The sequence below is a fragment of the Antarcticimicrobium sp. genome, from assembly GCF_029212575.1.
Lineage (GTDB): Bacteria > Pseudomonadota > Alphaproteobacteria > Rhodobacterales > Rhodobacteraceae > Antarcticimicrobium.
Window position 1 is genome coordinate 1 of record NZ_JARGPK010000092.1, and the last position, 5,758, is coordinate 5,758.

The 5,758-nt window shown below is 70.0% G+C and carries 4 protein-coding genes; all 4 read left to right on the forward strand.

Features of this window, described 5'->3' with window-relative positions; genetic code table 11:
* Positions 1-319 precede the first annotated feature (319 nt).
* A complete protein-coding gene (locus P1U75_RS19530; RefSeq protein WP_366915072.1) occupies positions 320-2,878 on the forward strand; it encodes a putative PEP-binding protein in 2,559 nt (852 codons plus the stop codon).
* 166 nt (positions 2,879-3,044) lie between these two features.
* On the forward strand, positions 3,045-3,692 hold the full coding sequence (locus P1U75_RS19535) for a cell wall hydrolase (RefSeq protein WP_300246343.1): 648 nt from the start codon (positions 3,045-3,047) through the stop codon (positions 3,690-3,692).
* Between the two features lie 108 nt (positions 3,693-3,800).
* The gene (locus tag P1U75_RS19540; RefSeq protein WP_300246346.1) at positions 3,801-4,724 is read left to right on the forward strand and encodes a dihydroneopterin aldolase; all 924 of its coding nucleotides are present in this window, start codon (positions 3,801-3,803) and stop codon (positions 4,722-4,724) included.
* On the forward strand, positions 4,721-5,725 hold the full coding sequence (folP, locus tag P1U75_RS19545; RefSeq protein ID WP_300246348.1) for a dihydropteroate synthase: 1,005 nt from the start codon (positions 4,721-4,723) through the stop codon (positions 5,723-5,725). Before P1U75_RS19540 ends, folP begins: the two co-directional genes overlap by 4 nt.
* Positions 5,726-5,758: the final 33 nt, after the last annotated feature.

The following is a 5,758-nucleotide window of genomic DNA, read 5'->3' on the forward strand; positions in this document are numbered from 1 at the left end:
GAGGATGTACAGGTCAACACCGACAACGAGACCCTGCGCCGCAACCGCCTGAACCTGCTGCACCAGATCTGCGCGATCTGCGGCCAGGTGGCGGATCTCACCCGCATCGCCGGCTAGCGGGCGTCACCCCAAGAAAACACCTGCCCTCCCCGCGCAAGCGGGGACCTTTCGCCTGCGGCACCACGACGGCGCGATCCCCGACTGCGCGGGGGGGGGACAGGCGCGCGCGTCGCCGCGTCCGCGCCCTTGCCGGCCCGCCCATCCCCCTTGCGCGCGGCGCGCGCGGGCCTATGCTGCGCACATAGCGATAGGTGCCGCAGTGCAGAATGATCCCCATACCACCCTGGTGACCCCCGATGCCCCGATCGCCATCGGGGCGCATGGCGGGCGCGCCAAATGCCTTCAACGTCTGGTCCGTCTCGATCTGCCGGTGCCGCGCACCGTCGCGCTCTCTTTTCTGGCGGTCAAACGCATCGCGGCGGGCGAGATGCCCGACATCGCCGCCGTCGACGATCAGTTCCCCGCCGGCGCGCTGCTCTGCGTGCGCCCCTCGTCCGAGGATCCCGACTGGGGCGGGCCGGGCGCGGTGCTCAACATCGGCATGAACGACGCCCAGTACGAAAAGCTTTCCCAATCCCTCGGGCCCAAGGCCGCCGCGGCGCTCTATTCCCGCTTCGTCCAGGGCTATGCCACCCATGTGGCCCGCCTCGATCCCGACCTGTTCGACAGCGACCCGACCGAGGGGCCCAAGGGCCTGCAACGCATGCTGCGCGCCTACGCGGACGAGGCCGACGAACCCTTTCCGCAATCGCGCACCGATCAGCTCAGCGGCGTGCTGCGCTCGATGGCCCGCGCCTGGGAGGGGACCTCGGCCCGCCTGCTGCGCCAGGCCAAGGGCGCGCCGGCCGATGCAGGTCTCGGCCTCGTGGTGCAGGAGATGATCCCGGGGCTGGGGCAGGGCGAATGCGGCTCCGGCGTGCTGCAACTGGCCGACCCGATCACCGGCCTGCCGCAGATCACCGGCCGCTATCTCAGCCAGAGCCAGGGTCGCGACGCGCTCGGCGCCGGTGTCGCGGCGCTCTACCTGGAAAAGGATGCGCGCGGGCCCTCGCTCGAGGAACTGGCGCCCGAGGCCTTCGAGGCGCTCAAGCGCGACGCGGCGCTGATGCGGCGCAAGCTGCGCGAAGAGATGCAGGTCGAATTCGTGATCCAGGACGGCGCGGTCCACATCCTTGACGGCGTGCGGATCCAGCGCAGCCCGCGCGCCGGTTTGCGCATCGCCGTCCGGTTGGCCGAGGATGGCATCATTCCCCGGCAAGAGGCGGTGATGCGCGTCGATCCGCATTCGATGACCGAACTGCTGCACCGACAGGTCGCCCCCGATGCCCGGCGTGACGTGCTGGCAACCGGCATCGGCGCCAGCCCCGGCGCCGCGACCGGGCGCATCGTGTTCTCCGCCAACGCCGCCCAGGCCAGCGCCGCGCGGCGCGAAGCCTGCATCCTGGTGCGCCGCGAAACCGCCCCCGAGGACGTGCGCGGCATGCATGCCGCCGCCGGTGTGCTGACCGAAAAGGGCGGCATGAGCAGCCACGCCGCGGTGATCGGGCGGGGCCTCGGCCTGCCCTGTATCGTCGGCGCCTCCGAACTGATCTTCAACACCCGCGACAAGATGCTGAAGGCGCCCGATGGCCGAATTCTGCGCGAGGGCGATATCGTCACCATCGACGGCGGCACCGGCCAGCTGCTCGCCGGGGAACCGGCGATGCTCGAGGCCGCGCTCGACGACGCCTTCCAGACCCTGATGGGCTGGGCGGATGCCGCGCGCGACATCGGCATCCGCGCCAATGCCGACACCCCCGCCGACGCCCAGACCGCGCGCAACTTCGATGCCCAGGGCATCGGGCTGTGCCGGACCGAGCACATGTTCTTCGAACCCGGCCGCCTGACGGTGATGCGCGAGATGATCTTCGCCGACACCAGCTCCGGGCGCGCCGCCGTGCTCGCCCGGCTGCTGCCGATGCAGCGCGAGGATTTCATCCAGCTGTTCCGCATCATGGAGGGCAGCCCGGTCTGCATCCGCCTGTTCGACCCGCCGCTGCACGAGTTTTTGCCCGCCACCCGGTCGGGCCAGCGCGAACTGGCCGAGGCGCTGGACCTGCCGGTCTCCGATGTCACCCGCCGGATCGAGGCGATGGCCGAATACAACCCGATGCTGGGCCTGCGCGGCGTGCGCCTCGGCGTCACCGTGCCCGAGATCTACGAAATGCAGGCCCGCGCCATCTTCGAGGCCACGCTCGAGGCCAGCCGCTCGGGCGATCCGGTGGTGCCCGAGATCATGATCCCGCTGGTTTCGGCCAAGCGCGAGGTGGAGCTGATCAAGGCGCGGGTCGATGCGGTCGCCGCCGCGGTCCGATCCGAACGGCGCCGCGACTTCGCCTATCGGCTCGGCGTCATGGTGGAAACCCCGCGCGCTGCCCTGCGCGCGGCCGAGATCGCGCCGCATGTCTCCTTTCTCAGCTTCGGCACCAACGACCTGACGCAGATGACCTACGGCCTCTCGCGCGACGACGCCGGGCGCTTCATGTCCGACTACGTGCGCAAGGGGGTCTTTCCCGAGGATCCGTTCCACGTGCTCGACACCGAGGGGGTGGGCGAGCTTCTGAAACTCGGCGCCGAGCGGGGCCGCGCCGCCAATCCGGACTTGACGGTGTCGATCTGCGGCGAACACGGCGGCAACCCCGAATCAATTGCGTTCTGCCGCGAGGCGGGCTTCGACTATGTCTCCTGTTCGCCGTTCCGCGTGCCGGTGGCGCGGCTGGCGGCGGCCCAGCTTGCCATTGCCGAAGCGATCGGCGCGGAGGGTGACGAAACCCCTTGATCCTCAGGCGGTTGCACCGCGCCGGCCAGGGTCCGCGAGGCCGCCGATCCGTTCACGATCTGCCCGATTTCCGGGCGGAACTGGACTTTTCACGACATCCGGGCTAATTGGCCCTCTGCGCCGGCCTGGGGGGGGCCTGCTCGAACGCCCGTGTTGTGAGGTTCCTATGAGACGACTCCTGACCGTTGCCGCCGTGGTTTCCACGGTGCTCGCGCCTTTGGCCGCATCGGCCGATACCGGCCTCAAGGGCCTCTTCCAGCGTGAGCAATCCAGCCTGAACACGGTGCCCGGGACCCGTCTGCAATCCATGCTGACCGGCACCCGCCCGAAAAAGAGCAAGGCCAAGCCGCTTCCCTTGTCCTTCTCCCGCGCCTGGGTCGATGCCCAGCCCGAACCGGAGGGCGGCGACAACTGGAAATGCCTGTCCGAGGCGCTCTATTTCGAGGCCCGCGGCGAAACCGTAAAGGGCCAGTTCGCCGTCGCCGAGGTGATCATGAACCGGGTCAAGAGCGCCCGCTTCCCCGACAGCCTCTGCGGCGTGATCCGCCAGGGCACCGGCAAGCGCTATCAGTGTCAGTTCACCTATACCTGCGACGGTCACGCCGAGGTGATCGCCGAACCCCAAGCCTTCGAGCGCGTCTCCAAGGTCGCCCGCGCGGTGATGGACGGGGTTGCCGGCGACCTGACCGGCGGCGCCACCCATTATCACACCTCCGCTGTAAAGCCGCGCTGGGCCCGCGTCTACAAGCAGACCGCCCGGATCGGCGTGCACATCTTCTACCGCCACAACTACCGCACGGCGTCGAGCGAGTAGGCGCCCGCGCCGCTTTCCGTCGCTGGCACGGCGCATCCGGGCCTGTTACAAGGGCGCCCGCAGCCTAAACCTCGGGCTGACGACCGACCCGACCAAAGGCCCAAGCCCATGAGCACCGAAATCCGCCTCGCCTTCGCGCATCCCTCCGAACGCGCCGCAGCCACCGCACCGCGCGGCCCGCTCGACCGGATCTCGGTGCGCGATCACGTGGTCGAGGTCGAGATCGGCGCCTTTCAGGCCGAACGCGGCACCACTCAGCGGGTCTGTTTCAATGTTGTGGTCGAGGTCGAGCCGCTGACCGGCCCGATCAACGACGATGTCGACCGCATCCTGTCCTACGACCGGGTGACCGAGGCGATCGCGCATGAACTGGCGGACGAGCGTCTGAACCTGCTCGAAACCCTGGCCGAACGCATCGCCGAGCGCATTCTGCTGGAACCGCAGGCGATCCGCGCCTTTGTCCGGGTCGAGAAGCTTGATCGCGGTCCCGGCGCGCTGGGGGTCGAGATCGTCCGCGCCCGTACCCAGATGGCGCATGGCCCCCTGGTCGAGGACGATCGCCCGCATCCGCGCCTGGTCTACCTCTCCAACGCCGCCATCGCCTCGCCCAACCTCCCGGGCTGGCTCGACCAGCTCGAACGGGGCGACCGGCCGCTGGTGCTCTGCGTCGGCGCGCCCGGTCTGCCCGCCCCGCGCACCGGTCACCGCATGACCCAGCGCCGCATCGACCTCCTGGCCATCGAACAGAACGCCTGGGTGCTGGCGGCCCGCGATGCCCGCTGCGTCGTGGTCGCAACCCGGACCGAGCTCGACTGGGCGATGAAACACGGCCAGATCAGCGTATGGGCGCCGTCCAAGATCGTGCTCGACGCGGTCGATGGCCCGGCGACCCAGCCCGGTGACGCGGTGGCGCTGGCGGCATGGTTCGCCGCCACCTTCGCCGCGGAGGAGATGCTGGCGATCGGTGTCGATGCGCCCACCGATCCCGGCCTGCCGCTGCGCAGCGTCCCGGTGGAGCAGGCAACCCTGTGACCTTCTACTACCGCCCCTTGGTCCAGCACGGGTCCGCCCGCCCCGGTGACGCGCTGCCGCTGGCCGGCGGTCCGCTCTGGTTCACCCATGTGGAGGCGCTGGCGCGCGGCCACGCGCCGCAGGTGATCCCCGCCGATGACCTGCCCGATCACGACCTGGCCCCGCTGACCGCGCCGCGCGCGCCCCTGGCCGGGATGGCAATGGACCGCCCCAATATCATGGGCATTCTCAACATCACGCCCGACAGCTTCTCCGACGGCGGCAAGCACCACGATGCCGGGGCGGCGCTGGCCGGCGCCCGCGCGATGATCGCCGCGGGCGCCGACATCCTCGACATCGGCGGCGAATCCACCCGCCCCGGCGCGTTGGAGGTTCCGGTGGACGAGGAGATCGCCCGCACTGCCCCGGTGATCGCGGCGATCCGGGCCGAAAGCGCGATCGCAATCTCCATCGATACCCGCAAATCCGCCGTCGCCGCCGCCGCGCTCGACGCCGGGGCGACCCTGGTCAACGATGTCGCCGGCTTCACCTACGACGCGGCCCTCGCCCCGCTCTGCGCCGAACACTCGGTACCGGTCTGCGTCATGCATGCCCAGGGCGACCCCGCAACCATGCAGGACGATCCGCACTACGGCGACGTGCTGCTCGACGTCTACGATTTCCTCGCAACCCGCATCGCGACGCTCGTGGCGCAGGGGATTCCGCGCGCCCGCATCCTCGCAGATCCCGGCATCGGCTTTGGCAAGACGCGCGACCACAACCTCGCGCTGCTGCGCGGCCTCGCGCTGTTTCACGGGCTGGGCTGCCCGATCCTGCTCGGGGCCTCGCGCAAGCGGTTCATCGGCACCAGCGGCGGGGACCCGCGCGCCGCGCCCCGCGCCCCCGGCTCGATTGCCGTGGGGCTTGCGGCGCTGGCGCAGGGGGTGCAACTTCTGCGCGTGCACGACGTGCGCGACACCATGCAGGCCGTAAGGCTGTGGCAGGCCGCGCGGGACAACTGAGCGACAAGGGAACCCGGCAATGCGCAAACTGTT

What these genes read in the sequence shown, in the direction of transcription:
- P1U75_RS19535 (WP_300246343.1), top strand. Translation starts at nt 3,045, where the DNA reads ATGAGACGACTCCTGACCGTTGCCGCCGTGGTTTCCACGGTGCTCGCG.
- P1U75_RS19540 (WP_300246346.1), top strand. Translation starts at nt 3,801, where the DNA reads ATGAGCACCGAAATCCGCCTCGCCTTCGCGCATCCCTCCGAACGCGCC.